The organism is Rhodanobacter soli (assembly GCF_039523495.1).
Lineage (GTDB): Bacteria > Pseudomonadota > Gammaproteobacteria > Xanthomonadales > Rhodanobacteraceae > Rhodanobacter > Rhodanobacter soli.
The window spans coordinates 91,191-104,850 of the sequence record NZ_BAAAFK010000002.1; the positions used below are offsets into that span (position 1 = coordinate 91,191).

The 13,660-nt window shown below is 66.9% G+C and carries 11 protein-coding genes; 7 read left to right on the forward strand and 4 right to left on the reverse strand.

The window, feature by feature from the left end; translation table 11 throughout:
• Positions 1-32: 32 nt before the first annotated feature.
• Positions 33-2,384, reverse strand: coding sequence for a protease pro-enzyme activation domain-containing protein (locus ABD024_RS15465; protein ID WP_343855086.1), 2,352 nt, complete (start codon positions 2,382-2,384; stop codon positions 33-35).
• A gap of 811 nt (positions 2,385-3,195) precedes the next feature.
• On the opposite strand from ABD024_RS15465, the gene ABD024_RS15470 reads away from it, so the two are divergent.
• Positions 3,196-4,431 (forward strand): TIGR03862 family flavoprotein, encoded by a 1,236-nt coding sequence (locus ABD024_RS15470; protein ID WP_343855089.1) that lies wholly within the window; start codon positions 3,196-3,198, stop codon positions 4,429-4,431.
• Between the two features lie 11 nt (positions 4,432-4,442).
• Here the strand turns inward: ABD024_RS15470 and ABD024_RS15475 are convergent, their stop codons facing one another.
• Entirely contained in the window at positions 4,443-5,405 is a 963-nt protein-coding gene (locus ABD024_RS15475) for a LysR substrate-binding domain-containing protein (RefSeq protein ID WP_343855093.1), read from the reverse strand.
• 242 nt (positions 5,406-5,647) lie between these two features.
• Here ABD024_RS15475 and ABD024_RS15480 point away from each other — a divergent pair, with 242 nt between their 5' ends.
• Genes ABD024_RS15480 through ABD024_RS15490 form a run of 3 tightly spaced genes read left to right on the forward strand, consistent with a single transcriptional unit; the run spans position 5,648 to position 10,125 of the window.
• Positions 5,648-6,781 carry a DmsE family decaheme c-type cytochrome gene (locus ABD024_RS15480; protein WP_343855097.1) on the forward strand — a complete coding sequence of 378 codons (1,134 nt, stop codon included), beginning with the start codon at positions 5,648-5,650 and terminating at the stop codon, positions 6,779-6,781.
• 12 nt (positions 6,782-6,793) lie between these two features.
• On the forward strand, positions 6,794-9,409 hold the full coding sequence (locus tag ABD024_RS15485) for an MtrB/PioB family outer membrane beta-barrel protein (RefSeq protein WP_343855100.1): 2,616 nt from the start codon (positions 6,794-6,796) through the stop codon (positions 9,407-9,409).
• An 8-nt stretch (positions 9,410-9,417) separates the two neighbouring features.
• Positions 9,418-10,125: a c-type cytochrome gene (locus ABD024_RS15490; RefSeq protein ID WP_343855104.1), complete on the forward strand. Its 708-nt coding sequence runs from the start codon at positions 9,418-9,420 to the stop codon at positions 10,123-10,125.
• A gap of 21 nt (positions 10,126-10,146) precedes the next feature.
• Here the strand turns inward: ABD024_RS15490 and ABD024_RS15495 are convergent, their stop codons facing one another.
• A complete protein-coding gene (locus tag ABD024_RS15495) occupies positions 10,147-10,923 on the reverse strand; it encodes a glutaminyl-peptide cyclotransferase (protein WP_343855106.1) in 777 nt (258 codons plus the stop codon).
• 28 nt (positions 10,924-10,951) lie between these two features.
• Positions 10,952-12,331 (reverse strand): ATP-dependent RNA helicase DbpA, encoded by a 1,380-nt coding sequence (dbpA, locus tag ABD024_RS15500; RefSeq protein ID WP_343855108.1) that lies wholly within the window; start codon positions 12,329-12,331, stop codon positions 10,952-10,954.
• Positions 12,332-12,427: 96 nt separating this feature from the next.
• Between dbpA and folB the strand changes: the two genes are divergently transcribed.
• From folB to ABD024_RS15515, 3 genes are all read left to right on the forward strand, one after another.
• Entirely contained in the window at positions 12,428-12,784 is a 357-nt protein-coding gene (folB, locus tag ABD024_RS15505; protein WP_343855110.1) for a dihydroneopterin aldolase, read from the forward strand.
• 11 nt (positions 12,785-12,795) lie between these two features.
• Positions 12,796-13,284, forward strand: coding sequence for a 2-amino-4-hydroxy-6-hydroxymethyldihydropteridine diphosphokinase (folK, locus tag ABD024_RS15510; RefSeq protein ID WP_343855429.1), 489 nt, complete (start codon positions 12,796-12,798; stop codon positions 13,282-13,284).
• A gap of 70 nt (positions 13,285-13,354) precedes the next feature.
• Positions 13,355-13,660, forward strand: a 306-nt coding sequence (locus ABD024_RS15515; RefSeq protein ID WP_343855112.1) for a DUF6159 family protein, incomplete at its 3' end; no start/stop codon positions are given.

The window sequence follows — 13,660 nt, forward strand, 5'->3', positions numbered from 1 at the left end:
TTGCTTTGTGCAAGCCGCCAGGCCTCCCGGATTTACTGCACAGTCAAAGTGATGTCGTCCAGCACGAACGACGTCTGCAGCGAAGAATCTTCCGTGCCGGTGAACTTGAGCGTCACCGTCTGGCCGATGTACGCGGCGAGGCTGTTCGTGTGCACCGTGTAACCCGAGTTGGCGTTGAGGTTCGAGTAGGTCACCAGCGTCTTGAGCAGGGTGCCCGAACTGTTGAACACCTGCACCTTCAGCTTGTCGTAGGCCGTCGTTGTCGTGGTTTCCGAGGTGTTGATGTGCAGGTTGTACGACAAGGTCGCCGAGGTCTTGCCGCTCGGAATGGCCACCGCCTGCGACACCGTGTCGGTATGGGTTGTGCCATAGCCGTCCAGCCAGGTGAACCAGCTGCCGGCATGAGCGACTTCACCCGCACAGGTGCTGTTGCTGCACAACACGCCGGTGCTGATGGTCCACGGCGAGGCTGTGCCGCTCTCGAAGCCGGTGTTGCCGAGCAGCTGCGACGAGCCGCCGCTGGAGACCGTCACCGACTGCGTCTTGGTGTTGGTCGCGCCGCCGTTGTCGGTCACCGTCAGCGACACGCTGTAGGTACCGGCGGCGGCGTAGGTGTGGCTGGGGTTGGTCGCGGTCGAGGTGCTGCCGTCGCCGAAGTTCCACGAGCGCGAGGCGATGGTGCCGTCGCTGTCGGTGGAGCTGTCGGTGAAGTTCACGGTCAGGCCGCTGATCGAGTCGCTGAAATTGGCGACCGGCGGCACGTTGGCCGGCGGCGAACCGCCACCGATATCGCTGGCGGCCGCGCTGATGATCAGCTCGCCCCGGCCGCTGGCCAGGTCATAGCCGACGCCGGCAGTCTCGCCGCCGTTGTTGCCCGAGGTAATGTCGTGGAAATCGGTGCCCGCCAACTGGTACAGCAGCGGTGCGGCAAAGCCCACGCTGGAGCCCTTGATGGCGATGACGCGCGCCCAGGCGCCGGCAAACAGCGGAGCGGAGAGGCTGGTGCCGCCATACTGCTGGGTGGCACCGTTGACGATGATCTTCGAGCCCGAGTTGGGATCGGCGTCATAGGCAATGTCCGGCAGGCCGCGCGTGCTGCCCGGGGCCACGCCGTTCTGCCAACTCGGCTGCGGCTCGAACGTGCTGGAGCTGCCGCCGCCGCTGACCCACACGGTGGCGCTGTTCCAGGTGGTGGTGGAGGCGTTTAGCGTGGTGCCGCCCACCGCGACCACGTACTGCGACGCGGCTGGCCAGCTCGGCGTGACGCCGCCATTGCCGCACTCGTCGGCACCGGAATCGCCGGTGGAGATCGAGAAGGTCTGCCCCTGCGCCACCGCCTGCTGGAAGATCTGGTCCTGCGCCGCGGCCGATCCGTCGCCCTGCGCGCTGGTCTCGCACTCGCCCAGCGACACGTTGATGATCTTGGTGGCGTTGGCGTTGACGATGGTGTTGAAGTCGGCGGTGAGGTCGGCGTTGGACAGGGTCGGGATGTTGTAGAAGATCAGGCTGCCGACCTGGCCGCCGGCCATGCCGACGACGTCCTGGCTGTCCAGGCTCCACTCGCCCAGGCCGCTGGTATCGGTGCTGGTGCCGTTGGTGTTGACGGTCTGGGTGGTGACCGTGGGCAGGCCGTTCTGCGAGGTGAACGTGTTCAGGTCGGTGATGGTCTGGGTGATCTTGCCCTGGGTGACGATGCCCACCGGCACGCCGGCGGCCGTTGCCACGCCGTTGCCGCCGTAGATCGAGGAAAACTCGGTCGGGTTGTGCCCGGTCACCGCCTGGGTGGTGAAGCCAGCCTGCATGGGCTTGGCGAAGGTGTGCGCCTGGTGCACGTTCTGCAGGCCGATCACCGACAGCACGCTGTCCTGCAGCGCGGCCGGAATCTGCACGCCGCTGTTGTTCATGAAGGCCATGCGGCCTTCCTTGGTGCGGACCTTGGCGAAGCTGGTCTTGAACGCGGCCTGCGCGGTATCCGCGCGGCCATCCGCCGAGACCATCAGGCGATTCGGCGCGATATGGACGTTGGTGAAGCCGGCCGAGGTCAGCCAGGCGGCCACCTTGTTCGCCTGGTCCGCGGTCGGCGAATAATTGGCGACGAACTGCTGGTTCGACAGCCTGTGCTGCACCATCGGCAGGGTCGAAGTCTTGGCCGTGGCCAGGAAGGTATGCAGCTGGTCCGGATTGCGCAGTTTCAGCGCCACCTCGATGTGGATCGGTTGCGAGGTCGCCAGCGGGCCGCTGACCACGTCACCCTGGCGCAGTTGGGTGGCGTGCTGGTTCAGTGCGACGAAGGCCTGGCTGTTTGCCGACGTGGCGTTGGCCGACGCGATGGCGGCCATGCCGATGGCGGCGGTCAGCAGCGTGAGACGGAAATGACTTGGCATTTATAGCTCCCAAAAGGTTTTTTCGAGGCGAACGAAGCCGCTGGGGCCGCGTGGACCTCATGGAATGAGCGTCGCGGACAGGCACGACGCGATTGGTTTTTGGATTGCCCAGCGATCCCGTGCGGACTGCGATCAACCCTCCCCCTTCAATCCCTCCGGGTTGTCGCGCAGGTTTGTTTTGCCGCCGGATAAATAAACGCCGGTGGCGTGATGTCATCACGGGATCATTCGTCAAGATCCCCATTGGCGAACTGGTTGACGGTAGGGTTGTCGACTGAAAATCGTCAATAGGATTTTTTCAGGGAACCGGTGACTGCCATCACACAATTTACGGATTATGAAAAGGCCCGAATGTCGTAAATGTCTGCGATTTTCGAATAAGCGCATGAGCCGCGGGAGATGCGCCGGCAAGTGGCCTGGCGACGCCGCCCGTACGGCGAGAATTGCGCAATGTATCCGGCTTTCAAGGGAAAAAATCGCGCAAAAATGGCATTATCATGATCTGCGTCGACGGCATCCTTGCGGCGCATTTATCTGTCGGACGTGGATATTTATTGGCGCAATTAGTTACGTTTGGAACGATATTATTATGGGCGCCCCGAAAGATATTGCTCGATACACCACATTCCGTTCCTGGCATTTCAGTTTGCGGCGGCCGTGTCCGGTCATGTCTGATTCATCCTGAAATGCTCGATGGCGTGCCCTGGATCCAGTGGACATGCATGACATGGCGGTGCGATCGGTGGCTCACTCGCCCATGGCGGTGAAGCCGCCGGTTCATTCCGCACAGGCGACATGCGACCATGCGCGGATGACCCGGACAGCCTTTCCCCGACTGGCGATCATCGGCGGCGGCCCGGCGGGACTGATGGCGGCCGAGGCTGCGTGCGCGGCTGGCGTGGCGGTCGACCTGTACGACGCGAAGGGCTCGGTCGGGCGGAAATTCCTGTTGGCCGGCAAGGGTGGCCTCAACCTCACCCACGGCGAACCCCGCGCGCGTTTCGTCGAGCGCTACGGCGCGCGCCGTGACGAGGTGGGTCGCTGGCTCGATGCGTTCGACGCGGATGCGCTGCGCACCTGGGCGCGCGGACTGGGCGTGGAGACCTTTGCCGGCAGTTCCGGCCGGGTGTTTCCCGCCGACCTGAAGGCGGCGCCCCTGCTGCGCGGTTGGCTGCGTCGCCTGCGCGAGTCCGGCGTGACGTTCCATATGCACCATCGCTGGCTGGGCTGGCAGGCGCACGACACGCTGCACTTCGCCACGCCGCAGGGCGAACGCGCGGTGCCGGCCGGTGCGGTGGTGCTGGCGCTTGGCGGCGCCAGCTGGCCGCAGCTGGGTTCCGACGGCGCCTGGGTGGTGCCGCTGCAGCAGGCCGGGGTCGACGTGGCGCCGCTGCAGCCGGCGAACTGCGGCTTCGAGCTGGCGTGGAGCGAGCACCTTTCCAGCCGCTTCGCCGGCGCGCCACTGAAACCGGTGGTGGCGCACTGGGTCGACCGTCATGGTGTGGCCCACTCGCGCCAGGGCGAATTCGTGCTCAGTGAATACGGCATCGAGGGCAGCCTGATCTATGCGATCGGCGCCGAGCTGCGCGAGCAGATCCGCGAACGTGGCGAGGCGCTGCTGCAGCTGGACCTGGTCCCCGGTTACAGCGAAGCGGCACTCACCGAGCGCCTCGCCGCACCGCGCGGCAAGCACAGCATCGGCGACTGGCTGCGCCGCCGTGCCGGGCTGGACGCGGCGAAGTGCGCGCTGGTGTTCGAGCTCACCGACAAGCCCACCCTGGCCGATCCGCTGGCGCTGGCGGCGCGGCTCAAGGCCTTGCCGCTGCGCCTGCGCGCGCCGCGGCCGGTTGCCGAGGCGATCAGCACGGCCGGCGGCGTGCGGCTGGAAGTGCTGGATGAAAACCTGATGCTGCGCGCCCGTCCCGGCGTGTTCTGTGCCGGCGAGATGCTGGACTGGGAGGCGCCCACCGGCGGCTACCTGCTGACCGCCTGTTTCGCCAGCGGCCTGATCGCCGGTCGCGGTGCGGCGCGCTGGCTGGGTGCGTAGCCGCCCCGGTTTCAGCCGACGATCAGGCCTGCCGGTGCGGGTTTCACGGTTTCGGCCAGCACGCCCTGCTGCGTGCGGCGCAGTACCTGCGGCATGCGCTGCGCCACGAACTCGATGAAGCTGCGCAGCGCCGGGGTGTGGCCGTGGCGTGAGGGGTACACCGCGTGCACGTTGCCCGCCGGCAGCGACCATGCCGGCAGCAGCGGCACCAGCCGGCCTTCGGCAATCGGTTCGCGGCAGACGAACTGCGGCAGCTGCGCCGCGCCGACGCCGCCGATCACCGCCTGGTACAGCACCTGCAGGTCGTCGCTGGTCAGGCTGGGGTGGTGTTCCACTTGCTGGGTGCGGCCGTCGGCGGCCTGCAGGTGCCAGAAGTGCCGCCCTTCCGCGCTGATCAGCCCCACGCTGGAAAGACGCTTGAGCTCCAGCGGCTGGGTCGGCTGGCCTTGGCGCCGCAACAGTTCGGGGCTGGCCACCAGCACCTGCGGGTCCATGCCGTAGCTGCGCATGACCAGGCTGGAATCCTTGAGCGAATCGTGCACGCGGAACGCGATGTCGTAGCCGCCGGCGATCACGTCGACCTGGTGATGGCAGATGTCGAGGTCGACCTGCACCTCGGGATGGCGCCGCAGGAAGTCGACCAGGATCGGCGCCAGCAGCAATTGCGCGAACAGCACCGGGCAGGCCACGTGGATGCGCCCGCGCGGCGCGGCCTGGGCTTCGTCGATGACGCGCTGGGTCTGCTCGGCGGCGGCCAGCAGCTGCCGGCATTGTTCGTAGTAGCGCTGGCCGATCTCGCTGACGTGCGAGCGTCGCGTGGTGCGCTGGATCAACCGCACGCCGAGGCTGGCCTCCAGCCGCGCCACCCGGAAGCTCAGCTGCGACTTGGCCACGCCCAGTGCCTTGCTGGCGGCAGTGAACGAACCCAGCTCCACCACCTGCACGAAGTAGTAAATGTCGTTGAGGTCCTGCATGGCGTGTCCTTGCGGCCGGGGTCAGGCTAGCGCGATGCGGCGCAATGTCTTGTTGCGACGCACAATCACCGGGAATTGTTCTGTGATCATGGACATTTAACGCAATCAAAAAGGCTTAACAATCTTTCACTTCCGGGTGAATACTCCGGTTTGGGACAAGGCCGGTCGCCAGGGAGTTGTACCGGGCAGGGGCGCCGTCGGCCGATTGCGGTTTGTTCACGCTAGCCAAGGGGCGCCAAGCCATGCGTGTGACTTCGTTGTTTCCTGCCGCCTTGCTGTGCGTGGTATTGGGTGCCGGTGGCGTCCTGTCGGGTTCCTGGGGCGCACAGGCCCAGCAGGCGACCACCCCCACGGCGACGGATTCCACGCACAGCCCGTCCAGCGCACTCAGCCAGAGCGACATCGCGAAGATGTTGCCGGCCACCGACATGGGCGCGGGCGCGGCGCAGGCGAACCATCCGCACCTGCCGCCGGCAAGCGACAGCCCGGCCACGCCATTCGATGCCGCGTCCATTCCGGCCAATCCGCTGGCGCCGCAGGCCGACGCGATCGGCGCGAAGAGTTGCGTGGCCTGCCACGCGCAGGAAAACATGCAGGCCTCGCACACGCTGCACGTCGCCTCGTTCCGTGCCGGCGCGGCGAACAGCGGCCCGCAGGCGGCCTGCGAAAGTTGCCACGGCCCGGGTTCCGAGCATGCCAAGGACCCCACCGCGCCGGGGCTGATCATCGCCTTCACCCACGATGCGAAAACCTCGCCGCAAGTCCAGGCCGGGGTGTGCCTGGCCTGCCATGCCGGCGGCGCGCGCCAGCACTGGATCGGCTCGATCCACCAGAACCGCGGGCTGTCCTGCACCGACTGCCACAACCCGATGGCGCGGCTGTCGCCCGAAGGCGTGCTGGCGAAGTCGTCGATCAACGAAGTCTGCGCGACCTGCCATCAGGACATCCGCGCCAAGTTCAACCGCCGCTCGCACATGCCGCTGCCGGAAGGGCAGATGGCCTGCACCGATTGCCACAACCCGCACGGCTCGATCACCAAGCCGCTGCTGAAGACCGACACGGTCAACGAGACCTGCTACACCTGCCACGCCGAGAAGCGCGGGCCGTTCCTGTTCGAGCACGCGCCGGTGCGCGCGAACTGCCTCAACTGCCACGACGCGCATGGCTCCAACCAGCAGACCCTGCTGGTCGCACCGATCCCGATGCTGTGCCAGCAGTGCCACACCATGACGCTGCATCCGAACGATCTGCAGAGCGCGGCCGGACTCGGCACCGGCCCGCATCCGGACGAGCGGCTGATCGGGCGCGGTTGCCTGACTTGCCACAGCAATATCCACGGCTCGAACAATCCTTCCGGACCGAAGTTCCACAAGTGACGGAGGCCGACGATGCTTGCGCTGAAAGGAAATCACACGACGCCGACAGCCTTGGCGCTGGCTCTGCTGTGTGGGCTGTTCGGCACGCAGGGCGTGCGGGCCGGTGATACCAGCGGCACCATGCGGGTGGGCGACATGCAGTTCGGCAATGCACTCGACCTGCGCGGCTGGACGCCGATGCTGCAGCCGGCCGACTCCGACGGCATGTCCTACCTGCACGCCGGCATGCTGCGCACGCCGACCGGCGCGCTGTATCCGTATCCGCCGATGGTCGATCCGGGCAGTCCGCTGGGTCAGGGTGACTGGACCTACGCCGGGCTGATCGAGTTCGGTTACCTGCACGTTGGCGGCGACCGCAACGCGGAATACTTCCGTCAGTACGCCGACTGGAAAAGTGGCGCCGTGCTGGGTCTGTTCGCGCTCAACTTCGACAACCGCAAGACCGGCAACTACGTTGAGGTCCGCGGCAGCCGGCTCAGCGGCGACGACCAGTACTACCGCCTGCGCGCCGGCCGCTACGGCAGCTATCGCATCGAGGGCTTCTACCGCGACATGCCGCATACCGTATCGACCAACGCCTACCCGATCTGGAACGGCGTCGGCAGCACCGACCTGACCCTGCCCGCGCCGCTGGTCGCCGGCGCCAGCACCCCGGCGCAGGTGGCCGCCGCGTCGGCCGCCACGCCACGGCGCAGCATCGGGCTCACCCGCACGCGCGCGGGGCTCAGCTACGAAGGCGTGTTGTACCGCAACTGGATCGGCTCCGCCGCGATCACCAATGAGAAGCGCAGCGGCACCCGCCTGTGGGGCGGCTCGATGTTCTTTAACTTCCCGTTCCCGGACAACGGCGGCATCCTGGAAACGGTGCGGCCGATCGACTTCCGCACCACCGACATCAACCTCAGCCTGCGCAACGTCGGCAAGCTGTGGCACTTCCTCGGCACTTACAACGGCTCGTTCTTCCGCAACCACAAGGATCATCTGAACTTCGAAAGTCCGTTTGCCCTGTACAACGTGGCTGGCACGCCGCAAGTAGCCGACATCAAGGACGGCCAGTTCTCGCTGGAGCCAAACAACGATTACCACAACGTGCGGCTGGACCTGTCGCGCGAACTGAAGTGGAACGGCCAGTTCACCGTGGCCGGCGCGTGGGGCACGATGCGGCAGAACGATGCACTGCTGCCGCCGACCACCTGCACGGGCGTTGGCGGCATCTTCATCGCGCCGCCGGCCGACTACACCTTCCAGTGCGCGAACTGGAACACCACCGCGGCGCTGTCGCAGAAGAGCGCGAATGCGCGCATCGACACCGGCCTGTTCGACGCGCGGGTCACCTTCCATCCCACGCCCGCGTTCGGCTGGCATGCCGGCGTGCGCTGGTACCGCGAGGACAACAAGACCCGCTACCTCGCTTACAACCCGCTCACCGGCCAGTACGGCTACATCTCCGAGAACGGCTCGCAGGGCAGCGTGGTGCCGGGCGAGACCGGCATCTTCGACCCGACCAATCCCCTGTACTGGTCGCGCAACGTCACCGTGCGCAACGTGCCGTTCGGCTACACCGACACGATCCTCGAACTGGGCACCGACTGGCAGCTCGGCCGCAAGACCTCGCTCGGCGTCACCTATACCTACGACCACAACCAGCCGAAGTATCGCGAGCGCAAGCGCGTCGACGACCAGCGCATCAAGTTCGACTGGGTCAGCCGCGACGTCATCGGCGCCACCGTGCGGCTGAGCTGGGAATACGCCAGGCGCGACGGCGACAAGTACAACTACGATCCGTACGTGCAGTTCTTCTCCAAGTCGCTGCCCGGTTTCGTCGACCCGGCCAACGGCCTGCCGGCGCACACCGTCGCCGACATGCGCAAGTACGATCTGTCCGACCGCACCGAGAGCAAGGCGCGCGCGATCATTACCTTCCCGTGGGGCGAATCAGCCACGTTGTCGGCCACGTTCTACGGCAACCGCGATCAGTACGACGCCCTGATCGGTCGGCAGGACACGCGCACCACCGGCGCCACCTTGCAGTGGGACTGGCAACCGACCCCGGCGACCACGATGAACGCCTACCTCGGCGCGGAAAGCTCGCGCATGGGCATCTCCAACGTCAACGATGCCGACGGCCCGGACAACGGCGCCGTGTTCGGCACGCCCGAGCAGGTCAACCCGAATCTCGGCGGGCCGCTGTACCCGTACGCGAATCAGTGGTGGGAGTTCGATCGCGAGAGCAATCGCAATGCGGGCTTGAGCTTCAGCCACGATTTCGGTCGCGCGCGCGCCGACCTCAGCTACAACTACACCGGTTCGTTCGGTCACGTCGGCTACAGCTACGCCACCATTGGTGCGCTGGCCTACCGCGACCCCGCCGGCGTGGCCGTAGCCAATGCAGGTTTTCCCGACAACAAGTACCGCACCAGTACGCTCGACCTGGGCCTGAGTTTCCGCGTCAATCGCAACGTCGGCGTGCGCCTGTACGGCCGCTACGAGACCGGCGCCTTCAGCGACTGGCACTACGCCGGACTCGACAACACGCTCAGCTACGACCACCGCCTCTACACCGACAAGGGCGGCCAGCTGCACTACAGCGTGAGTCTGGTCGGCGTCATGTTGAACCTGAAGTTGTAGGAGCCGTGATGACGTATCGCACCAGTCTCCTGTTGGTCTGCCTGCTTATGTCGACCGCCGCGCTCGACGCCGCCGCGCAGCAACCCGCCACCACGACGTCCGCCGCGCCGGCCAGCGTGCTGGATCTGCGCCGCATGCAGCCGGTCAGCGGCGACGCCCAGGCCGGAGCCGGCAAGGCCGTCGTTTGCGCGGCCTGTCATGGCCCGCAGGGCGTGGCGATAGCGCCGAACTTCCCGAACCTGGCCGGGCAATCGGCCACCTATCTGTACGTGCAGCTCAAGGAGTTCCACAACGGCCAGCGCAGCGATCCGGTGATGACCGGCCAGGCCGCCGCGCTGAGCGACACCGACATGCGCGACCTGGCCAGCTACTACGCCGCGCTGGCGCCGAAGCCGGCCGGCCGCGCCGATGCCGCGTCGCGCGGCGCGCAGCTGTACCTCGCCGGCGATCCGGCCAGGGGCATTCCGCCCTGCCAGGGTTGCCACGGCCCGGACGCTCGCGGCCCGCGGCCGCATGGGAGCAGCGCGCCGCAGCCGTCGTGGGCAACCTTCCCGCGTCTGCGTGGCCAATCCAGCCTGTACGTGGCCAAGGAGCTGGGCGATTTCAAGAGCGGCCTGCGCGGTGGCAGCAGCAATGCGAAGGTGATGCATGGCGTGGCGGCCACGCTCGGCGACGACGACGTGCAGGCGCTGTCGACCTATCTGGGTACGCTGTGACGCCACCGACTACGGGCGGGTTCACCGCGCGGGTCGCTTCACCAGCTCGATCTCGAACAGCTGCGGCCAGCACTTGCCGGTGACGAACAGGCGCTTGTGCTCCGCGTCCCAGGCGATCCCGTTGAGCACGTCGTCGACCGGGTTCGGCAGCCGGCTGACGTCGAACAGGCCGGTGAGGTCGATCCAGCCTACGACATGCCCGCTGGCCGGGTCGATCCGCGCGATGCGGTCGGTCAGCCACACGTTCGCGTAGATCTCGCCGTCAACCCACTCCAGCTCGTTGAGGTGGGTGACCGGCTCGCCGTCGGCAGTGACCGTGATGCGGCGGACCACTTGCAGCGATTCCGGATCCAGCACGCGCAGTGTCGATGAGCCGTCGCTCATGTAGAGGTGGTGCCGGTCGCGGGTCAACGCCCAGCCTTCGCCGGGATAGCTGAAGCTGCGTTGCGGCGTGAAGCTGGCCAGGTCGTAGACGAAGCCGGTCTGGCTCTGCCAAGTGAGCTGCACCAGCCGATCCTTCCAGTCGACGATGCCCTCGCCGAAGTACTGCTTCGGCAGGCGATGGCGCTGCACCACTTCGCCGGTCTCCAGCACCACTTTGCGCACGGTCGACTGGCCGACCTGGCCGGTGCTTTCGTAGAGGTAGCCGTCCTTGTAGAACAGCCCCTCGGTATAGGCGCCGGTGTCGTGCGGGTAGGCGCGCACGACCTGGTAGCCGTAGACCGGGATGGCCGCCCAGGCCGGAGCGGCACAGGCGAGCAGGGCGAAGGCGAGGGTGCAGATGGACCAGCGCGGCATCGGGTCGCTTCCGGACAAGTTGGGCCGCTCAGCCTAGCGGACGCACGCGGAAATTGCGGCCCTTGATCTTGCCCGCGCGCAGGCGCTCCAGTGCCTTGTTCGCCAATGCGCGACTGATCGCCACGTAGGCGCGGGTGGCGAACACGTCGATCTTGCCGATGTCCTTCGCCTCCAGCCCGGCGTCGCCGGTGAGCGCGCCGAGGATGTCGCCGGGGCGCAGCTTGTCCTGCCGGCCGGCGTCGATCACCAGGGTCTTCATCGGTGCCAGGTGCAGGGTCTTGCCGCGCGGCGGCGCGACTTTCAGCGTGCGCCACGGCAGCGGCGTGCCGTTGAGTTGCTCTATGTTCGCTGCCTTCGGTCGCTCGCGCGGCGTGCACAGGGTGATCGCCAGGCCCGATTCGCCGGCGCGGCCGGTGCGGCCGATGCGATGCGTATGGGTTTCCGGGTCGTGTGCGATGTCGTAGCTCAGCACCAGCGGCAGCGCGACGATGTCGAGCCCGCGCGCGGCCACGTCGGTGGCGACCAGTACGGCGCAGCTGTGGTTGGCAAAGCGCACCAGCACCTCGTCGCGGTCGCGCTGCTCCATGTCGCCGTGCAGGGCCAGTGCGGAGAAGCCGCGACGGTCGAGTTCCTGCGCCACCGCGTCCACGTCGCGGCGCATGTTGCAGAACACCAGCGCGTGCTCCCCGCGCTCGCCGGCCAGCAATTGCGCCAGCGCGTCCAGCTTCTGCGCCGGGTCCACCTCGATGAACTGCTGTTCGATCGCCGGCTTCTGCTCGGCCGGCGCGTCCACCGTGACCACGATCGGGTCCTTCTGCACGCGCCGGCTCACCGCGCGGATCTCGTCCGGGTAGGTGGCCGAGAACAGCAGGGTCTGATGATGTTTGGCGATGCGCCCGATGATGTCGTCGATCGCCTCGGAGAAACCCATGTCGAGCATGCGGTCGGCCTCGTCCAGCACCAGCACCTTGATGCCGCCGCCGTGCAGGCTTTGCCGCTTCAGGTGTTCCTGCACGCGGCCGGGCGTGCCCACCACGATGTGCGGATCGTGCGCCAGCGAGGCCAGCTGCGGACCCAGCGGCATGCCGCCGCACAGGGTCAGCAGCTTCACGTTCGGAATGTTCGCGGCCAGCTTGCGGATCGCCTTGCTGACCTGGTCGGCCAGCTCGCGGGTCGGGCACAGCACCAGCGCCTGCAGCCGGATCGCATCCGCGTCCAGCGTCTGCAGCAGGCTCAGCCCGAACGCGGCGGTCTTGCCGCTGCCGGTCTGCGCCTGCGCGATCACGTCACGCCCTTGCAGCATCGGCGGCAGGCTTTGCGCCTGCACCGGGGTCATCTCGGTGTAGCCGAGCGTCTCGACGCTGGCGAGCAGGGCGGGTTTGAGCGGGAGCGTGCTGAACGTGGTCATCCGCACATGATCGCATGGCGGCCAGCGCGCCACAGGCTTGCATCCGGCGGCCGGCTCGCGGACCCTGTACGGCTACCGCCTCTCGTGATCACCGCCATGGATACCGTTTTCATCGAAGATTTGCGCATCGACGCCGTCATCGGCATCTACGACTGGGAGCGCCGCGTGCGGCAGACGCTGTCGTTCGACATCGAGATGGCGTTCGACAACACCGTACCGGCGGGCAGCGACGACATCGCGCTGACGCTGAACTACAAGGACGTGTCCAAGCGCCTGATCGGCTACGTGGAAGCGTCCAGCTTTGGCCTGGTCGAGACGCTGGCCGAGCGCTGCGCGGCGATCATCCGCGAGGAGTTCGGCGTGAGCTGGGTGCGCCTGAAGCTGTCCAAGCCGGGCGCGGTGCGCGGCGCGAAGGCGGTGGGCGTGTGCATCGAACGCGGCACGCGGACTTAGAGCCTCTAATGATGGCACGGGTCTACCTGAGCCTCGGCTCCAACCTCGAACCGCAACGTCACTTGTCCGCGGCGATTGGCGAGTTGCGCGAGCGTTTCGGTGCGATCGCCGTGTCGCCGGCGTATCGCAGCCGGTCGGTGGGTTTCGACAGTGCCGACTTCGTCAACCTGGCGGTGGGGCTGGATACCGAGCTGTCGCCGGTGGCGCTGAACGACTGGCTGCACGCGCTGGAGGATCGCCACGGCCGCCGCCGCGACGTACCGCGTTATTCGGACCGCACGCTGGACGTCGACATCGTGTTCTACGACGCGCTGGTGCTCGACGGGCCGGGCCACCTGCAGATTCCGCGCAAGGAACTGCAGCACGCGTTCGTGCTGCGGCCGATCGCGGACATCGCGCCGGCGTTCCGGCATCCCGTCAGCGGGCGGAGCATGGCCGAGTTGTGGGCGGCGTTTCCGGCCGGAAGCGAGCCGCTGCAGGTCGAATCGCTGCCGGACTGAGCACTGTCGCACGCGCGCGACGGATGCTAGAAAGGGCGCACTCACGATCCACGGAGAAGGGGAGACACGCATGGCCGGTAAATTTGCACGCAGTTGGGCGTTGCTGAAGGCGAGCGCGGCGGTGTTGCGTTCGGACAAGTCGTTGCTGGTGTTTCCGTTGTTGTCGGGGCTGTGCACGCTGCTGGTGGCGGCGAGTTTCCTGATCCCGGTCGGCGTGATGGTGATCGGCAACGAGCACGCCGGCGAGCCGTTCGAGCAGGGCATGACCGCGGGTGCCTACCTGCTGATGTTCGGCTTCTACCTGGTGCAGTACTTCGTGATCATCTTTTTCCAGACCGCGCTGACCGGCGTGGCGCTGATGCACTTGCGCGGCGAG

Bases quoted from the DNA above. Each gene is read 5' to 3' on its own strand.
- dbpA (WP_343855108.1), bottom strand. From the start codon at position 12,331: ATGACCACGTTCAGCACGCTCCCGCTCAAACCCGCCCTGCTCGCCAGC.
- ABD024_RS15470 (WP_343855089.1), top strand. From the start codon at position 3,196: ATGACCCGGACAGCCTTTCCCCGACTGGCGATCATCGGCGGCGGCCCG.
- ABD024_RS15465 (WP_343855086.1), bottom strand. From the start codon at position 2,384: ATGCCAAGTCATTTCCGTCTCACGCTGCTGACCGCCGCCATCGGCATG.
- ABD024_RS15480 (WP_343855097.1), top strand. From the start codon at position 5,648: ATGCGTGTGACTTCGTTGTTTCCTGCCGCCTTGCTGTGCGTGGTATTG.
- folB (WP_343855110.1), top strand. From the start codon at position 12,428: ATGGATACCGTTTTCATCGAAGATTTGCGCATCGACGCCGTCATCGGC.
- folK (WP_343855429.1), top strand. From the start codon at position 12,796: ATGGCACGGGTCTACCTGAGCCTCGGCTCCAACCTCGAACCGCAACGT.
- ABD024_RS15475 (WP_343855093.1), bottom strand. From the start codon at position 5,405: ATGCAGGACCTCAACGACATTTACTACTTCGTGCAGGTGGTGGAGCTG.
- ABD024_RS15485 (WP_343855100.1), top strand. From the start codon at position 6,794: ATGCTTGCGCTGAAAGGAAATCACACGACGCCGACAGCCTTGGCGCTG.
- ABD024_RS15495 (WP_343855106.1), bottom strand. From the start codon at position 10,923: ATGCCGCGCTGGTCCATCTGCACCCTCGCCTTCGCCCTGCTCGCCTGT.
- ABD024_RS15490 (WP_343855104.1), top strand. From the start codon at position 9,418: ATGACGTATCGCACCAGTCTCCTGTTGGTCTGCCTGCTTATGTCGACC.